Source organism: Amycolatopsis sp. NPDC102522, from assembly GCF_055584485.1.
Window position 1 is genome coordinate 31450 of record NZ_JBVJLY010000019.1, and the last position, 16297, is coordinate 47746.

Sequence of the window (16297 nt, forward strand, 5' to 3'; positions counted from 1 at the left end):
GCCGGGTGCGGGTCCGTGAAGGCCTCCTTCACTACCCCGAAGCCGGGCCCGCCCGATCTCAAGACCACCCTTCGGGCGCGACTAGCGTCACAGGTAGGGGCTGTTAGGGGCCGTTAGCATCGTGAGCTATGACGGAAGTGGCCGAGACGGAGTCAGTGCCGACCCCCGACGAGCCGGACGCGCTGGAGCTCGCGGCGGAGTTCCCGGAAGCGAGCCGGGAACAGTGGCGGGAGCTCGTCGCCGGAGTGCTGCGCAAGAGCGGCGCGATCGACGAGACCTTCGAAGGCCTGCCCGAAAGCAAGCTGGTCACCCGCACGTACGACGGCCTGGAGATCCAGCCGCTCTACACCGCCGATGACGTGGCCGACGGAGCCGGTTTCCCCGGGCTTCCGCCGTTCGTGCGAAACGCCCGGCCCGAGGGTTCGGTGACGACGGGCTGGGACATCCGCGCCCGGTACGCGCGCCGCGACGCCAAGGTCACCAACACCGCGATCCTCGCCGACCTCGAAGGCGGCGTCAGCTCGATCTGGCTGCGCGCCGGCGCGACAGGGGTTCCCGTCGCGGAGCTGGGCGACGCGCTGAACGAGGTCTATGTCGACCTAGCGCCTGTCACCCTCGACGCGGGTGAAGAGTACGAAGCGGCCGCGAACGAGTTGTTCGCGCTCTTCGCCGAACGCGAGATCCCGGCGAGCGCGGTCACCGCGACCCTCGGCGCCGACCCGATCGGGCTGACCGCGCGCACCGGCACGGCGCATCCCCTCGCGCCCGCCGCGCGGCTCGCGGCCCGGGTCGCCGACAGTCACCCGAAGGTGCGGACGCTCGTCGCCGACGGCCTGCCGTTCCACGAGGCGGGCGGCTCGGACGCGCAGGAGCTCGGCGCGACCATCGCCGCGGGCGTCGCGTATCTGCGGGCGCTCACCGAGGCGGGGCTGGACGTCGACACCGCGGCCGGGCAGCTCGAGTTCCGGCTCGCCGCCACGGCCGACCAGTTCCTCACGATCGCCAAGTTCCGCGCCGCGCGGCGCCTGTGGGCCCGCGTCACCGAGGTTTCCGGCGGCAAGGGCTCCGGTATGCGGCAGCACGCGGTCACCTCGCCCGCGATGCTGACCCAGCGCGACCCGTGGGTGAACATGCTCCGCACGACGCTGGCCTGTTTCGGCGCCGGGGTCGGCGGCGCGGACGCGATCACCGTGCTCCCGTTCGACGCCGCGATCGGCCAGCCGGACGCGTTCTCCGCGCGGGTCGCGCGCAACACGCACGCCGTCCTGCTGGAGGAGTCCAAACTGGCCGGTGTCATCGATCCGGCGGGCGGCTCCTGGTACGTCGAGAACCTCACCGACGAACTGGCCAAGGCCGCCTGGCGTGAGTTCACCGCGATCGAGGCGGCGGGCGGGATCGAGGCCGAACTGGCCTCCGGCGCGCTCGCCGGACGCCTCGCCGAAACCTGGGAGAAGCGGTCGAAGCGGATCGGGACCCGGCGCGATCCGATCACCGGCGTCAGCGAATTCCCCAATCTGACCGAGAAAACGGTCGTCCGCGATCCCGTCGAAGACCTGCCGGACGGCGGCTTGCCCCGGTACCGATACGCCGGGGCCTTCGAGGCCCTGCGGGACAGGGCGGACGCGCATCCCAGCCGTCCTCGCGTCTTCCTCGCCACCCTCGGCCCGGTCGCGGCGCACACCGGACGGGCGAGTTTCGCGGCGAACCTGTTCCAGGCGGGCGGGATCGAGGCCGTGAACCCCGGCGCCCCCGAGGACGTCATCGCGGAATTCCGGGCCAGCGGAACGAAGGTCGCCTGTCTCTGCGGAAGCAACACCTCCTACGCGGAGGAAGCCGACAGCGTCGCGAAGGCCCTGAAGGAAGCCGGCGCCACGTCGGTGCTTCTCGCCGGAAAACCCGGCGACCACCCGGACGTCACGGGCTATCTCTTCACGGGCTGTGACGCCCTCGGAGTCCTGACCGGTACGTTGACCGAGCTCGGAGTGCAGTGATGACCATCCCGAACTTCGCCGGCGTCGAGCTGGGCACCCCCGAACCGGCCGGCCGTCCTCAGTGGACCGAAGCCCTGCACGCCACCACCGGCAAAGGCCCCGACGCGCTCGCCTGGGAGACGCCGGAGGGTATCGGCGTCAAGCCGGTCTACACCGCCGACGATCTGTCCGGAGTGGACTTCCTCGGGACCTATCCCGGTGTCGCGCCCTATCTGCGCGGCCCGTATCCGACGATGTACGTCAACCAGCCGTGGACCATCCGCCAGTACGCGGGGTTCTCCACCGCCGAGGAATCGAACGCCTTCTACCGCCGCAACCTCGCGGCCGGGCAGAAAGGCCTCTCGGTCGCCTTCGACCTCGCGACGCACCGCGGCTACGACTCCGACCACCCGCGCGTCGCCGGTGACGTCGGCATGGCGGGCGTCGCGATCGACTCCATCTACGACATGCGCCAGCTCTTCGACGGCATCCCGCTCGACAAGATGAGCGTTTCGATGACCATGAACGGCGCCGTCCTGCCGGTGCTCGCGCTGTACGTCGTCGCGGCCGAGGAACAGGGTGTCTCGCCGGACAAGCTCGCCGGGACCATCCAGAACGACATCCTCAAGGAGTTCATGGTCCGCAACACCTACATCTACCCGCCGCAGCCGTCGATGCGGATCATTTCGGACATCTTCTCGTTCACCTCGCGGAACATGCCGAAGTACAACTCGATCTCCATCTCCGGCTACCACATGCAGGAAGCCGGGGCGACAGCCGATCTGGAGCTGGCGTACACGCTCGCCGACGGGGTCGAATACATCCGCTCCGGTGTCGACGCGGGGCTGGACGTCGACAAGTTCGCGCCGCGCCTGTCCTTCTTCTGGGCGATCGGGATGAACTTCTTCATGGAGGTCGCGAAGCTCCGCGCCGCGCGGCTTTTGTGGGCGAAGCTGGTGAAGGGCTTCGAGCCCAAGAGCGCCAAGTCGCTTTCGCTGCGAACCCACTCGCAGACGTCGGGCTGGTCGCTGACCGCGCAGGACGTCTACAACAACGTCGTCCGCACCTGTGTCGAGGCGATGGCCGCGACCCAGGGCCACACGCAGTCGCTGCACACCAACGCCCTCGACGAGGCGCTCGCGCTGCCGACCGACTTCTCCGCCCGCATCGCGCGGAACACGCAGCTGCTGCTGCAGCAGGAATCCGGCACCACGCGCGTCATCGACCCGTGGGGCGGCAGCGCGTTCGTCGAGAAGCTGACCTACGACCTCGCGCGCAAGGCGTGGGGCCACATCAGCGAGGTCGAGCAGGCGGGCGGGATGGCGAAGGCGATCGACGCCGGTATCCCGAAGCTGCGCATCGAGGAGGCCGCGGCGCGGACGCAGGCGCGGATCGACTCCGGCCGTCAGCCGGTGATCGGCGTCAACAAGTACCAGGTCACCGACGACGAGCAGATCGACGTGCTCAAGGTCGACAACGCGGGCGTGCGCGCGCAGCAGCTGGAGAAACTGCGCCGGCTGCGCGAAGAACGCGACGAGGACGCGACGCAGGACGCGCTGCGGCGGCTCACCGCGGGCGCCCAGTCGGACGGGAACCTGCTCGCGCTCGCCATCGACGCCGCGAGGGCGAAGGCCACGGTCGGCGAGATCTCCGACTCGCTGGAGAAGATCTGGGGGCGGCACTCCGGTCAGATTCGTACCATCTCCGGTGTGTACCGCGAGGAGGTCGGCAAGGCCGAGAACGTCGAGCAGGCGCGCGAACTGGTCGAGAAGTTCGCCGAGGAGGAAGGCCGCCGTCCCCGGATCCTGGTCGCGAAGATGGGCCAGGACGGTCACGACCGCGGCCAGAAGGTGATCGCGACGGGCTTCGCCGACATCGGTTTCGACGTCGACGTCGGCCCGCTGTTCTCCACGCCGGGCGAGGTCGCGCGGCAGGCGATCGAGGCGGACGTGCACGTCATCGGCGTTTCGTCGCTGGCCGCCGGGCACCTTTCGCTGGTCCCCGCGCTGCGTTCGGAACTCGCCGAGCAGGGCCGCGAGGACATCATCGTGGTGGTCGGCGGCGTCATCCCGCCGCAGGACTACGAGGAACTGCGCGCGGCGGGCGCGGCGGCGATCTTCGGCCCCGGCACGGTCATCGCCGACGCGGCGATCGACCTGATCGGGCAGCTGACCGCACAGGAGTCCTGAGCTTTGCCGCGCAAGATCGACGTCGGAGCGCTGGCCAAGGGCGTCCTCGCGGGCGACCGCGGCCTGCTGTCGCGGGCGATCACGCTCGTCGAGTCCAACCGTGAGGACCACCGGGCGCAGGCACAGGAGCTGCTGGTCGAGCTGCTCCCGCACGCGGGCGGCGCGCGGCGGGTCGGCATCACCGGCGTCCCCGGTGTCGGCAAATCGACCTTCATCGACCAGCTCGGCACGGATCTGACCGAAGCCGGGCACAAGGTCGCCGTGCTGGCCGTCGACCCGTCGTCGACGAAGACCGGCGGCTCGATCCTGGGCGACAAGACCCGGATGGCGCGGCTCGCGGTGGACCCGAAGGCGTTCATCCGTCCTTCGCCGACTTCGGGCACTCTCGGCGGTGTCGCGCGTGCGACGCGCGAAACGATCGTGCTGATGGAAGCCGCCGGATACGACATCGTGCTGGTCGAGACCGTCGGGGTCGGGCAGTCCGAGGTGACCGTGGCGAACATGGTCGACTGCTTCCTGTTCCTGACCCTGGCCCGCACCGGTGACCAGCTGCAGGGCATCAAGAAGGGTGTCCTCGAACTCGCCGACGTCATCGCGGTCAACAAGGCCGACGGAGACCACGAGCGCGACGCGAAGCGCGCCGCCCGCGAGCTGGCAGGCGCATTGCGGATGATCTACGGGCGCGACGCCGAATGGACCCCGCCGGTGCTGACCTGCAGCGCGCTCACCGACGTCGGCCTCGACGAGGTGTGGGCCGAAATCGGGCGGCACCGCGACGTTTTGACCGCGTCCGGGGAACTCGACGGACGGCGACGGCGGCAGCAGGTCGAGTGGACCTGGGCGATGGTCCGCGAACAGCTGCTCGGGCGGCTCGCCGCGCATCCGGACGTGCGAGCGGTCGTTCCGGACGTCGAACGGGCGGTCCGGGACGGTGAACTGACCCCGACGCTGGCCGCGCAACGGATTCTGGAGGCGTTCTCCGGTCCTCCGCGTGGCGGCTGACGCGGTAACCCGGCAGAGTGCAGAATCGATGGCGCGCTCTGTGGACGAACCGCGTTCTGTCGATGAACGGAGTGCCGACGAAAGGGAGTCATGCCTACAAGGTCTCGTCTCGGGCGGCTGGCCGGACTGGTCGCCGCCGGGCTGATCGTCTGCGCGCCCGCCGCGCAGGCCGGTGAGATCCAGGCGCCCGCGCCGGCGATCGCGCAGGCAGCGGCGGTGCACGAGGTACTCGAGCAGGCGCCTCCGGGACCGGTGCTCGACCCCGCCGAGACCGACAAGGCCAACAGCCAGGAGACCAAGAACAAGGTCATCGCGGGCATCGTCGCGGCCATCCTGCTGGGCTTGGTGATCCTGGGCCGTCGCTCCCGCTCCAAGAAGAAGAAGTCCTGAACCGCTACCGGTAAGTAGAAGGACTCTCCGCTTAGCCCGGGCTGAACTCCTCGTAGCCGTTCAACGCAGATCCACTACCGGCCGTCTAGGGCTCGATCACTCGACGAGCGGCTTGTCATCTGCATGGTGCACGATCTATCGCAAATGCGTATCACAGATCGAACGGCACCCAGCGTGCCTTCAGTGACCACTCGTACGGTGGTAGACGAAGGTGACTGCGTTGCGGGAGGAGGTGCGGCGTGACTGTGCTCGATTCGCGGCCGGACATTCCAGGCGACCCCGAGGGTCGCGTCATTGCCCCTATGGAGGCGTCCACCGCGCTGATTTCCGAAGCCGGCGTCAGCATGGCACCTGTGCATGATCTGGGCGCCGGGCGCGGCCCTTTCTGGCTTGACGACTGGCTCCGCGCGAACGCCACCGACGTCCTCGCGTGGCGCCGGCACATCCACGCGCACCCGGAGCTCTCCCGCCACGAGTTCGCCACGACCGAAATGGTCATGACCCTGCTCCGCTCGGTCGGCCTCAAGCCATGGGTGCTCCCGACGGGCACCGGTGTCGTCTGCGACATCGGCAGCGGTGAACGCTGTGTCGCGCTGCGCGCCGACATGGACGCCCTGCCGCTGACCGAGGCCACCGGGCTCCCGTACGCCTCCAAGAACGACGGCGCCGCGCATATGTGCGGGCACGACGCGCACACCGCGATCCTGCTGGGTGCGGCGCGGGCGCTGGCCGGCGCTCCGGAGCTGCCGGGGCGGGTGCGGCTGATCTTCCAGGCCGCCGAGGAGGTCATGCCCGGCGGCGCGCTGGACATGATCGCCGCCGGTGCGATGGAAGGCGTCGAGCGGATCTACGGGCTGCACTGCGACCCGCGGCTCGAGGTCGGCAAGGTCGGCCTGCGCGAAGGCCCGCTGACGTCCGCCGCCGACCTCATCGAGCTGCGGCTCACCTCGCCGGGCGGGCACACCTCGCGGCCACACCTGACCGCGGACCTGGTGCACGCGCTCGGCACGGTGATCACGTCGCTGCCCGCGGTCCTTTCGCGGCGCGTCGACCCGCGATCCGGGACCGTGCTGGTCTGGGGCGCGGTGCACGCCGGGCAGGCCGCGAACGCCGTCCCGCAGGACGGGGTGCTGCGCGGCACGCTCCGGACCGCGGACCACGAGGTGTGGACGATGCTGGAGCCGCTCGTCGCGTCTTCGGTGGAGTCGCTGCTCGCGCCGACCGGCGTCGGGTTCTCGCTCGACTACCGCCGCGGGGTGCCGCCGGTCGTCTCCGACCCGGAGTCGCACGCGTTGATGCGGGCCGGTGTCGAAGCCGCGCTGGGGGAGTCCGCGGTGGCCGGGACAGAGCAGTCGTCCGGCGGCGAGGACTTCGGGTGGTACCTGGAGCACGTCCAGGGCGCCTTCGCGCGCCTCGGCGTGTGGCCCGGTGAAGGCCCGATGGCCGACATCCACCGCCCGACCTTCACGCTCGACGAGCGTTCGCTCCTGTGCGGTGTCCGCACGCTGGTCCACACCGCCCTGGCCACCCTGGCCTGAGTCCCGCCCCCAATCACGCGTGTTCCGTCTCCAATCACGCAAGTTCCGTCTCTGTGCACGGGTGTTCGCCCTATCGGGTCCGAACACCCGTGCACAGAGTTATCCACAGCCTGGGCGAGTTATCCACAGCTCGGAAAACTGACCCTTCCCAAGTCTGATCACATCTCCGATTCTCGAAGATGTGATCAACTGGGGAGGACGTCATGGGGCGGTCTTGCGTTGTGAGGCCGACAAGATTTTGGGGCGACGAGCCGTCATCGAAGGGCTGGCGCGTGGTGTGCTGGCTCAGCCTTGGCGAGGCGTCGTCGTTCATGCGGCAGATCTGCTCAAGCTGCCGAGCCTGGCGCAGGCGGCACTGCTCGCGGTCGGCGAGCCTGCCGTACTCTCCGGCGCCACATCCCTTTCCCTGCATGGGATTTCGGCTGCCGACAGCACGACGGTCCACCTGACTGTGCCCTACTCGAGACGGGTCGAATCGAGGCCCGGGCTACAGGTGCACAGGGCGGAATTTCACCCGTCCGATATCGTCGAACTGGACGAACTCCCGGTGTTCTCGTTGGATCGAGCGCTGGCCGACGACCTCTGCGACGGTGACAAGCGAACAGCGTTCGCCGCACTCGAAGAGGCGCTGCACAACCTCACGCCGGACCACCGGGGAACCCTTCACACCAACGTGCGCGATCGCCTCATCGACCGTCGTGACCGGCGAGGTATCCACAGGGCACAGATGCTGCTCGCACTCGCCACGGGCGAGGCCGAATCGCCGTCGGAGAGTGTGCTCCGCTTGATCGTCGTGGAGGCCGGGCTGCCGGTACCGGACGCCCAGTACGAGATCAACACCATCGACGGGCGGAAGTTGTACGTGCTCGACCTCGCGTGGCCGGAGTTGCGCATCGCCCTGGAGTACGACGGCTACGCCGCTCATGAGGGCAGGCAGGACCACGACGCGGAGCGTGATGCCCGGATGGCGGCGCGCGGGTGGATCACGATCCGCGCGACGGCGGCCGACTTACGGGATCCTCGGCGGCTGCTGGCGGAGTTGCGCGGAGCGTTCGAGCGTCGCGCAGCGTGACTCGCGTGATTGGCGCCGGGACTCGCGTGTCTGGAGGCGGGACTCGTGTGATTGGCGCCGGGACTCGCGTGATTGAAGGCGTGACTCGCGTGATCAGCCGCTGATGCCCTGGCAGGGGCGGGTGCGGAGCGCGTCGACGTAGTCCGCGGGGGCGCCCGCGGCTTCGGCGGCGTCGGCGAGAACGCCGAGGTAACGCGCCGAAGGGAGCCCGCCTTCGTAGGCGTCCACGACGTACAGCCAGGGCAGGACGGAACCTTCCATGGTCTGCACGCGCAACTTGAGCTTGGTGTGCATCCCGAGCTCGCCGCCTTCCCAGCGGTCGAGGCCGTCCTCGTCCAGCGGCGTGACGTCGTACAGCACCACGAAGACCCGGGAGCCCGGGTCTTCGACGATGGTCGCCAGCGCGCCTTCCCAGCCGAGGTCTTCGCCGCCGAAGGTCAGCCTCCAGCCCTCTAACCAGCCGGTGCCGGCCATGGGTGAGTGAGGAGCGCGCTCCAACATCTGGGCGGGCTCCATATTGGATCCATACGCGGCATACAACGGCACGGTGACAGCCTAGCGACCTGTCGGTCACCCGGCTGGACGCACATGCCGTGTCCGGCCACTCAATCCGCCCAGCGGTCGCCCGCGTACGGTAAACGCAGTCACAGACACCGCTGCGAGGAGGAGACCAGTGACCAAGATCGTGATCATGGGCGGAGGCCCCGCCGGTTACGAAGCGGCACTGGTCGCGGCCCAGCACGGGGCCGACGTCACCATCGTCGAACGCGACGGTCTGGGTGGCGCCTGCGTGCTCTACGACTGCGTTCCGTCCAAGACGTTCATCGCCTCCTCCGGCGCGCTCGCGAACATGCACGACCTCCGCGAACTCGGCATCAACACCGACATGGCCGACACCAGTGTCGACCTGCCGACCGTCCACGGCCGCGTGAAGGGCCTCGCGCTCGCGCAGTCCGCCGACATCCGCGCCCGCGTCCAGCGCGAGGGTGTCCGCGTCGTCATCGGCCAGGCCCGGTTCGACGACGACGAAGCCGGACTCGCCGCGCACAAGGTCGCCGTCACCGCCCACGACGGCTCGACCGAGGTGCTCGACGCCGACGTCGTCCTCATCTCGACCGGCGCCACCCCGCGGGTGCTGCCCGGCGCGGTGCCGGACGGCGAGCGCATCCTCGACTGGCGTCAGCTCTACGACCTGCGCGAGCTGCCCGAGCACCTGGCCGTCATCGGTTCGGGTGTCACCGGCGCCGAATTCGCCTCGGCCTACACCGAGATGGGCGTCAAGGTCACCGTCGTGTCCAGCCGCGACCGCGTACTCCCGCACGAAGACGCCGACGCCGCCGCCGTGCTCGAAGAGGTCTTCTCCCAGCGCGGCACCACGGTCGCCAAGCAGGCCCGCGCCGACAAGGTCGTGCGCACCGACAAGGGCGTCGAGATCTACCTCGCCGACGGCCGCGTGATCGAAGCCAGCCACGCGCTGATGACCGTCGGCTCGGTGCCCAACACCACCGACATCGGCCTGGAGAAGGTCGGCATCGAGCCCGGCCCCGGCGGCTTCATCGGTGTCGACCGCGTTTCCCGCACCAGCGCGCCCGGCATCTACGCCGCCGGCGACTGCACCGGCGTGCTCATGCTCGCCTCGGTGGCCAGCATGCAGGGCCGCATCGCGATGTGGCACGCGCTCGGTGAGGGTGTCGCGCCGATCAAGCTCAAGACCGTCGCCGCCAACGTGTTCACCCACCCCGAGATCGCGACCGTCGGCATCAGCCAGCAGGCGATCGACTCGGGTGAGGTGCCCGCCCGCACCATCATGCTCCCGCTCGCGACGAACGCCCGCGCGAAGATGGAAGGCCTGCGACGCGGTTTCGTGAAGCTGTTCTGCCGCCCCGCCACCGGCGTGGTCGTCGGCGGGGTGGTCGTGGCGCCGAACGCGAGCGAACTCATCCTTCCCATCGCACTCGCCGTCCAGAACCAGCTCACAGTGGAACACCTGGCACTGACATTTTCGGTGTACCCGTCGCTGTCGGGGTCGATCACCGAGGCCGGTCGCCAGCTGATGCGCCACGACGACTTGGACTGATCTCCTGCCGGGAAGCAACCCTCGCGGGGGTGCCTGCGTCTAGCGCGTGTCGGTGTTTCGGTGACAGCTAGGGGTTTTTCGTGGTTCGCAGGGTTCGCAGGGGTGTCGTCGGAGTGCTGGCGATCGGTGCGGCGTTGCTGGCGGGGCCGGCGACCGGTTTCGCCCAGCAACCCCAGCCCGATCCCGGCGGTGTCACGGTGCAGCTCAACGACGACACGGCCTACGAACTCGGGCTCGTCAACAAGTACGTCCGCGGCGATTCGAACGTGGCGCTGGCGCAGTGCCCCGGCGACGGAATGAAGGCGCCGGCGTCGACGACGTTCTCCTCGCCGGTGCTGAGCGTCGGGAAGTACGACTACGGCCCGCTCATCGGTGTCCCGGCGAACGTCAGCGCCGAGGTCGAACTCAAGGAGGGGACGGCGCCGGGCAGCTACCCGCTGACCGTCAACTGCAACGGGAAGTCTTATACGGCAACGTTTTCCGTGCCCGCCCGGCAGGTGGGCGCGGTGCCGTCCGGATCCGCGCACGCGGGTGACGGCAGTATGGCTTCCTGATTTCGCGTTTCGGAACCGCCCTCGGACTTCGGTCCGAGGGCGGTTTTTTGTCGGGCGGGCCCATTTTTCCCCACCGCTCGATTTCGCGACCTTTTCGTGATGAATCCAGGCAACCCGACCCCGGGCAGGGACGTCATGAGGGTGTCGGAAAAACAGAGAACCGCCACTGGGGGAACAGGGGCGCGGAATTCTTCTTTTCCGATTTCCATCCACATCCATCTTTCAGGGGTATTCCAATGAAGCGCACCATCATGCTCTCCGCCGGTACCGTCGCCGGATTCCTTCTTCTCGCGCCGGGCGCGGCTTTCGCGACTTCTCCGACGCCGACTGTTCCGGCTCCCTCTTCTTCGTCGGCTTCGCCCTCTCCGTCGGCTTCCCCGACCGAAGACCCCGACGGCCCCGGCCCGCACGCGTCACCGGTCGGGATCCTCAAGGCCCTGACCCTTTCGCCCGCCAAGGGCAAGCCGGGGGACAAGGTGAAGCTGGACTTCCAGTGCGCCACCCGCAACAACGAGTCCGGCCCGAAGGTCACTTCGGCCGCTCTCACCGTCAACTCCGCGAACTCCGTCGACTCCGCGAAGTGGTCGGCGACGGTCAAGGACATCAAGCCGGGCAAGTACCCGGTGACGCTGACCTGCTGGGGCCAGAAGTCGACGGTCACCTTCGAGGTGCTCGGCAAGAAGAACCAGGTCGCGAAGGTGCCGGCCGGTGCTCCGCAGACCGGTGGCGCCGAGGGGCCCGCCGACTACACCGGCGTCCTCGCCGCCGTCGGGGGCGGGCTCGCGCTGGCCGCGGGCGGTGTCGGGTTCGCGGCGTACCGTCGGCGTGCGGTGCGGGCATAGGGATCGCGATCATTTCGTGACCTGGACGGGCAACCGTCCGGTCTCGTCCGACGTTTGGCAGGCGTGGGGGTGAACGACGAGCCGGTCCCGGTCTGGGGGCCGGGACCGGCCTCGTCCCGCTTCCTTGAGGGGTGGACATGAAATCGACATGGATACGAGGGCGATCGGCGCTGCTGGCGCTCGCCCTCGTCCTGCTGGCCGTTTTGGCGACGCTGGCGTTCGTCCTCTCCCGCCCGGGGGAGACCGGCCAGGCGGCGCCGCAGGGGAGCGTGAGCCAGGCGGAGACGCCGTCGGCCGAGCCGAGTGAGCCGGGGGCGCCTGTCGACGGAGGGGCCGCCGTCGAGGGGATGCCGAAGGCCGAACCGGTCTCGATCGACGTACCGAAGATCGAGGCGAAGTCCAGCCTGGTCCCGCTCGGGCTCAACGCGGACAACACCGTCGAGGTCCCGCCGGTGACCCAGCCGCTGCAGGCGGGCTGGTACGAGAACGGGCCGACCCCGGGGGAGGTCGGGCCTTCGGTGATCCTCGGGCACGTGGACGGCAACAAGCAGAAGGGCATCTTCTTCCGGCTGAAGGAACTGGCGCCCGGCGACAAGGTCTCGATCGCCCGCAAGGACGGCACGACGGCCGAGTTCGCGGTCACGAAGGTCGAGCGGGTGGCGAAGGACAAGTTCCCCACCGACGCCGTCTACGGCGACACCACCGCGCCGGAACTGCGGCTCATCACCTGCGGCGGGGTCTTCGACAAGACGTCGCGCAACTATCTCGACAACATCATCGTTTTCGCTCGGCTGATCGCAAGGTGAGGTCCATGCTCGGATACCGGTCCGTCCTGGCGGTGACAGGGGTGCTGGCGTGCGGTGCGGCTCTGGCCGTGCCCGCCGCCGCGCAAGAGGTCTCGACCACGCCCACCACGACGTTCACCCCGCCGCCGATGCAGTACCCGTTCATCGCGGTTTCGCCGTCGAAGTCGAAGGCGGGTGAGGACGTCCTGGTCTCCGTCGGCTGCCCGGTCGCCGAACTCGGCGAGGTGAAGTCGATGGTGCTGGACCGCGTCGGGAAGTTCGAGATCACCTCGGAGAATCCGGTGATCCTCGGCGCCGTCGCGCATATCGACGACAAGGCGCGCCCCGGTTTCTACGCGGTCACGGCGATCTGCAAGACGAAGACGGTGACGATCAACCTCGAAGTGGCGACGGTGCCGACTTCGTCGAACAAACCGCCGAAACCGACTACTTCCACAGGGAAACCGGTGCCGCCGGGATCTTCGGCGGCACCGGTCAGGCCGGGGTCGGGTCGTCAGGTTTCGAAGATTCCGGTGGGGGCGCCGCAGACCGGTGGGGGCCCTTTCTCGTGAGTGGTAAAGACGGTTAGAACCGTCCTTACCACTCACGAGTTTTTGCTTTCGAAGGCAACCGATTCCCTTTCCCGAGGGTGTTCTTGATGCGAGGGCTCGCACTGAGGGAGAAAGATCATGGGAATCAAGGGAATCGTCGCGGGAGCCGGTTTGCTCGCGATGACGGCGGGGGTGCTCCTCGCCCCGCAGGCGTCGGCGACAGCGCCGCCGCCGAAGCTCTGGGTCAGCCCGGCGAAGGTCGCGCCCGGCCAAGAGCTGGACTTCACCGCCAGTTGTCACGGCACACGCACCGCGGTGACGTCGGCGGGACTGACCGGGCCGGTCACGCTCGAAGTCCAGCCCGGCTCGGGTAATCAGGCGCCCTACAGCGGGCACGGGAAGGCCGCCGGGAAGACCGGCAAGTTCAAGGCGAGTTTCCACTGCGACGGCGGACCGAACCTGCCGGCCGCCAGCGGGACGGCGACAGTCGAGTTCGAGATCGTCTGCCTGCCGCCGACGACACCGCCTTCGAGCAAGCCGCCGTCGAGCAGCAAACCCCCGTCCAGCAGCAAGCCGCCTTCGAGCAGCCAGTCGCCGTCCAGCGGCCGGCCGTCCAGTAGCGGCGCGCCGTCGTCGAGCGCGGGTGACGTCGTCCCGGCGGCGCTGACCAAGCCGTGCGGCACGCCGCCGTCGCCGGGCAAGACGGCGCCGCAGGTGAAGGTCACGCCGAAGGGCGCTCCGCAGACCGGTGGCGGCGCTTTCGGCTAACCGCCCTTACACATTTGGTCCTCTGAATGCGTAAGTCCGTGAAGGCCTCCTTCCCTGCTCTCAAGGTAGGGAAGGAGGCCTTCACGGACTTGGGGTCAGCGGGTGAGGGTCAGTCTTCGCTCTCGACCCAGTCGAAGGTCTTCGTGACGGCCTTCTTCCAGTTGCGGTACTCGGACTCGCGGCGGGCCTCGTCCATCGACGGGTCCCACTGCTTGTCCTGCGCCCAGTTGTTGCGGATGTCGTCTTCGCTCTTCCAGAAGCCCACCGCGAGACCGGCCGCGTAGGCCGCGCCGAGCGCCGTGGTCTCGTTGACCACCGGGCGGATCACCGGGACGCCGAGGATGTCGGCCTGGAACTGCATGAGCAACTCGTTGACGACCATGCCGCCGTCGACCTTCAGCGACTTCAGCGGGACACCGGAGTCGGCGTTCATCGCGTCGATCACCTCGCGCGACTGGAACGCCGTCGCCTCCAGGACCGCCCGCGAGATGTGTCCCTTGTTGACGAACCGGGTGAGGCCGACGATCGCGCCGCGGGCGTCGGACCGCCAGTACGGCGCGAAGAGGCCCGAGAACGCCGGCACGAAGTACGCGCCACCGTTGTCCTCGACGCTGCGGGCGTGCTGCTCGACCTCGGCCGCGGAGCCGATCAGGCCGAGGTTGTCCCGCAGCCACTGCACGAGCGAACCGGTGACCGCGATCGAGCCTTCGAGCGCGTACACCGTGTCGTTCGAGCCGATCTTGTAGCAGACCGTGGTGAGCAGCCCGTTGTCCGACATGACCTTCTCGGTGCCCGTGTTGAGCAGCATGAAGTTGCCGGTGCCGTAGGTGTTCTTCGCTTCACCCGGCGAGAGACAGGCCTGCCCGAAGGTCGCCGCCTGCTGGTCGCCCAGGATGCCCGAGATCGGGACCCCGGCCAGCGCGCCCTTCTCGCGGACCTTGCCGTAGGTCTCCGAGGACGACCGGATCTCCGGGAGCATCCCCAGCGGGATCGTCATCTCTTCGGCGATCTCGGCGTCCCAGGCCAGCGTGTCGAGGTCCATCAGCATGGTCCGCGACGCGTTGGTCGGGTCGGTGACGTGCACGCCGCCGTCGACCCCGCCGGTCATGTTCCACAGCACCCAGGTGTCCATGTTGCCGAAGAGCAGATCGCCGGCTTCGGCCCGCGCGCGGGCGCCGTCAACGTTGTCGAGGATCCACTTGATCTTCGGTCCGGAGAAGTAGGTCGCCAGCGGCAGGCCCACCTTCGCGCGGTAGCGCTCCTGCCCGCCGCCGAGCGCGCCGAGGTCGCTGACGATCTTGTCGGTGCGGGTGTCCTGCCAGACGATCGCGTTGTACACCGGCTTGCCGGTGGTGCGGTCCCAGACCAGCGTGGTCTCGCGCTGGTTGGTGATGCCGACCGCGATGATGTCGCCGGCGACCAGGTCGCCCTTGGCGAGCGCGCCCGCCGCGACGGCCCGCGTGTTCTCCCAGATCTCTTCGGCGTTGTGCTCGACCCAGCCCGCCTTCGGGAAGATCTGCTCGTGTTCCCGCTGGTCGACGGCGACAACCCGGCCGGAGTGGTCGAAGATCATGCAGCGGGTCGACGTGGTGCCCTGGTCGATCGCGGCTACGTACGAAGTCATCGAAGCTCCAGTCTCAGGTCAGGTTGTGGACGGCGAGGAACAGCAGGGCGGCCAGGGCGCCGCCGATCAGCGGGCCGGCGACCGGGACCCAGGAGTAGCCCCAGTTCGGGTTGGCCTTGTTCTTGATGGGCAGCAGGAACGCGTACGCGATGCGGGGGCCGAGGTCTCGGGCCGGGTTGATGGCGTAGCCGGTCGGGCCACCGAGGGACTGGCCGATGACCAGCACGACGAACGCTACACCCGCGTAACCGAGCGCGGAGTTGCCGAAGTTCGGCGTGCCGCTCTCGCCCGTGGCGTTGGCGTAGACCGGGCTGAGCAGGATCCACGCGACCAGCACGAAGGTGCCGATGATCTCGGTGACCAGGTTCCACGCCTTGTTCGGGATCTGCGGCGCGGTCGAGAAGACGCCGAGCGTCTCGTCCCGCTGCGGGTGGTCGTCGAACTGCAGTTTGTAGGCGGCCCAGCAGAGCACGGCGCCCAGGATCGCGCCGACCATCTGCCCGGCGAAGTAGATCGGGACGTCCGCCCACTTCGTCTTGTCGGCGATGGCGAGGCCCAGTGTGACCGCCGGGTTGAGGTGCGCGCCGCTCGGCGCGGCGATGCTGGCACCGGCGAAGACCGCGAACGCCCACCCGAAGGTGATCATCACGACGCCACCGTTGTGGCCGTTGTTCTTCCGCAACACGTGGTTGGCGACCACGCCGTTACCCAACAGGATCAGGACCGCTGTTCCCAGCAACTCCCAGACGAATATGGCTCCCACACTCACCGCTGACCTCCACTTTGGACTTTCCGCGCAGGGTCGAACACGGTGTGCTACGGCGCCCTTGCCGACCCACGTTCGTGGCACGTTACCGTCGCGTATTTGTTCCTTCCAGGCGTCGCGCGCACCAATCTTTTCAAGATCGACGAGGGTTACGCCACACGTGTCACCC

At 68.7% G+C, this 16297-nt stretch carries 15 protein-coding genes; 12 read left to right on the forward strand and 3 right to left on the reverse strand.

Annotated features, from left to right (window positions below; all coding sequences use genetic code 11):
* The first annotated feature begins 128 nt into the window (after nucleotides 1-128).
* The 6 genes from ACZ6YV_RS32630 to ACZ6YV_RS32655 all read left to right on the forward strand — a co-directional run bounded on the left by ACZ6YV_RS32630 (nucleotide 129) and on the right by ACZ6YV_RS32655 (nucleotide 8161).
* On the forward strand, nucleotides 129-1991 hold the full coding sequence (locus ACZ6YV_RS32630; RefSeq protein WP_465513277.1) for a methylmalonyl-CoA mutase family protein: 1863 nt from the start codon (nucleotides 129-131) through the stop codon (nucleotides 1989-1991).
* Complete coding sequence (scpA, locus tag ACZ6YV_RS32635; protein ID WP_465513278.1) at nucleotides 1991-4159, forward strand: methylmalonyl-CoA mutase; 2169 nt, start codon at nucleotides 1991-1993, stop codon at nucleotides 4157-4159. The genes ACZ6YV_RS32630 and scpA overlap by 1 nt, the downstream gene beginning before the upstream one ends.
* A gap of 3 nt (nucleotides 4160-4162) precedes the next feature.
* Nucleotides 4163-5161 carry a methylmalonyl Co-A mutase-associated GTPase MeaB gene (gene meaB, locus ACZ6YV_RS32640; RefSeq protein ID WP_465513279.1) on the forward strand — a complete coding sequence of 333 codons (999 nt, stop codon included), beginning with the start codon at nucleotides 4163-4165 and terminating at the stop codon, nucleotides 5159-5161.
* Nucleotides 5162-5251: 90 nt separating this feature from the next.
* Nucleotides 5252-5551 (forward strand): hypothetical protein, encoded by a 300-nt coding sequence (locus ACZ6YV_RS32645; protein WP_465513280.1) that lies wholly within the window; start codon nucleotides 5252-5254, stop codon nucleotides 5549-5551.
* Between the two features lie 239 nt (nucleotides 5552-5790).
* On the forward strand, nucleotides 5791-7089 hold the full coding sequence (locus ACZ6YV_RS32650; protein ID WP_465513281.1) for an amidohydrolase: 1299 nt from the start codon (nucleotides 5791-5793) through the stop codon (nucleotides 7087-7089).
* Nucleotides 7090-7327: 238 nt separating this feature from the next.
* The gene (locus tag ACZ6YV_RS32655) at nucleotides 7328-8161 is read left to right on the forward strand and encodes a DUF559 domain-containing protein (RefSeq protein WP_465513385.1); all 834 of its coding nucleotides are present in this window, start codon (nucleotides 7328-7330) and stop codon (nucleotides 8159-8161) included.
* Nucleotides 8162-8254: 93 nt separating this feature from the next.
* Here the strand turns inward: ACZ6YV_RS32655 and ACZ6YV_RS32660 are convergent, their stop codons facing one another.
* A complete protein-coding gene (locus ACZ6YV_RS32660) occupies nucleotides 8255-8707 on the reverse strand; it encodes a gamma-glutamylcyclotransferase (RefSeq protein ID WP_378240741.1) in 453 nt (150 codons plus the stop codon).
* Nucleotides 8708-8834: 127 nt separating this feature from the next.
* On the opposite strand from ACZ6YV_RS32660, the gene ACZ6YV_RS32665 reads away from it, so the two are divergent.
* The 6 genes from ACZ6YV_RS32665 (at nucleotide 8835) to ACZ6YV_RS32690 (ending at nucleotide 13738) form a co-directional block, all read left to right on the forward strand.
* Nucleotides 8835-10238 (forward strand): NAD(P)H-quinone dehydrogenase, encoded by a 1404-nt coding sequence (locus tag ACZ6YV_RS32665; protein WP_378240742.1) that lies wholly within the window; start codon nucleotides 8835-8837, stop codon nucleotides 10236-10238.
* 113 nt (nucleotides 10239-10351) lie between these two features.
* The gene (locus ACZ6YV_RS32670) at nucleotides 10352-10792 is read left to right on the forward strand and encodes a hypothetical protein (protein WP_465513386.1); all 441 of its coding nucleotides are present in this window, start codon (nucleotides 10352-10354) and stop codon (nucleotides 10790-10792) included.
* A gap of 236 nt (nucleotides 10793-11028) precedes the next feature.
* Nucleotides 11029-11634 (forward strand): hypothetical protein, encoded by a 606-nt coding sequence (locus ACZ6YV_RS32675; protein ID WP_465513282.1) that lies wholly within the window; start codon nucleotides 11029-11031, stop codon nucleotides 11632-11634.
* 137 nt (nucleotides 11635-11771) lie between these two features.
* Nucleotides 11772-12440 carry a class F sortase gene (locus ACZ6YV_RS32680; protein WP_465513283.1) on the forward strand — a complete coding sequence of 223 codons (669 nt, stop codon included), beginning with the start codon at nucleotides 11772-11774 and terminating at the stop codon, nucleotides 12438-12440.
* 5 nt (nucleotides 12441-12445) lie between these two features.
* Nucleotides 12446-12991 (forward strand): hypothetical protein, encoded by a 546-nt coding sequence (locus tag ACZ6YV_RS32685; protein ID WP_465513284.1) that lies wholly within the window; start codon nucleotides 12446-12448, stop codon nucleotides 12989-12991.
* Nucleotides 12992-13108: 117 nt separating this feature from the next.
* The gene (locus ACZ6YV_RS32690; protein WP_465513285.1) at nucleotides 13109-13738 is read left to right on the forward strand and encodes a hypothetical protein; all 630 of its coding nucleotides are present in this window, start codon (nucleotides 13109-13111) and stop codon (nucleotides 13736-13738) included.
* Between the two features lie 109 nt (nucleotides 13739-13847).
* Here the strand turns inward: ACZ6YV_RS32690 and glpK are convergent, their stop codons facing one another.
* Nucleotides 13848-15362, reverse strand: a complete 1515-nt coding sequence (gene glpK / locus ACZ6YV_RS32695) for a glycerol kinase GlpK (protein ID WP_465513286.1) — start codon at nucleotides 15360-15362, stop codon at nucleotides 13848-13850.
* A 13-nt stretch (nucleotides 15363-15375) separates the two neighbouring features.
* A complete protein-coding gene (locus ACZ6YV_RS32700; RefSeq protein WP_465513287.1) occupies nucleotides 15376-16131 on the reverse strand; it encodes an MIP/aquaporin family protein in 756 nt (251 codons plus the stop codon).
* Nucleotides 16132-16297: the final 166 nt, after the last annotated feature.